This is a genomic window from Microvirga sp. CF3016, from assembly GCF_036314085.1.
In the GTDB taxonomy this organism is placed as follows: Bacteria; Pseudomonadota; Alphaproteobacteria; order Rhizobiales; family Beijerinckiaceae; genus Microvirga.
Genome location: NZ_JAYGGM010000026.1, coordinates 1 through 1,098 on the forward strand (window position 1 = coordinate 1; position 1,098 = coordinate 1,098).

Annotated in this window: 1 protein-coding gene; it reads right to left on the bottom strand. The window is 61.7% G+C overall.

Annotated elements, in window-relative coordinates:
* Positions 1 to 3 precede the first annotated feature (3 nt).
* Entirely contained in the window at positions 4 to 996 is a 993-nt protein-coding gene (locus VB672_RS22550) for an adenylate/guanylate cyclase domain-containing protein (RefSeq protein WP_329786433.1), read from the bottom strand.
* Positions 997 to 1,098 lie beyond the last annotated feature (102 nt).

A 1,098-nucleotide genomic window follows, 5' to 3' on the forward strand; every position in this document is an offset into this window, starting at 1 on the left:
GCTCTAATGCGACGCTCGCCGAGCTTCGTTGGCGCTGATAACCCGCCCTAGCATTTCTTGGAGAGATGCGCGTTCTTGCTCCGAGAGGGTGGCCATGACCCGATCCCGCACCGCGAGGATCGCAGGATGCAGCCGCGTGTAGAGTTCCAGCCCCGCCGGCGTCAGGCTGAACAGGCGCGGGTGTTTCCCTGCTCCTGGTGACCGGCAAATCAACTCTCGATGCTCCAGGTGCTTCACCATCCGCTGAACTATCGCGAGGTCGCATCCAATCCGCTCGGCTAGACGGCGTTCCGTGATGCCGGGCGCATCGTGAAGGGATGCAAAGATGGCAGGGTCGACTACCGTGAGCCTCTCGGGCTTGGTTATCTCGGTCAGCTCCGTCGTGAGGACCCGGTCGAAGCGCCGCCCCAGGTTGAACTCGTTGTGGCGGTGGACGGGTGGCAAAGTCCGCGACAGCACGCTCGTGGAGGGGTGTATCATGTAGGCTTGAATGGCAGTGCTGAGGTTCTTGATGACTTGTGGCCCAAGATCATCGTAATTCAGCGGTAGCACCCTCCGGACATATTCATGGGCCGTTCCTGACAGGCAAATAAGCCCTGGCTGGGCCAGCTTCTCCATGCGGGCGGCAATGTTGACACCGTCGCCGAAGATATCGCCATTGCGGATCATGACCTCGCCAACGTGCACTCCGATCCGGAACACGACCCGTCGCTCCTGGGGAACGTCTTCATTGACGGCGGCAATACGCTCCTGGACGTCCAGGGCGCATCGGACGGCGTCGACCGCGCTGGGGAACTCGGCCACGATGCTGTCCCCGGCGGTGTTGGCGGTCCGGCCGTTATGCTGGGTGATCTGCCGGTTCAGCACCTCATTGTGAGCGTTGAGGAGGTACAGGGTTCCTGTCTCGTCGATACTCATAAGGCGTGCATAGGCTGCCACGTCCGCGCAGAAGATGGCAGCGAGGCGGCGCCTGATCGGTGATGCCGGCTTGGTCACGGACTAGGTCCTTTGTCGGCCCACAAGGCGCACGTCACAGGAGTGGGCCTTACACCAGTGTATCACACTATGCCGCAGCAGAGGGACTTATCGGGGCACTCC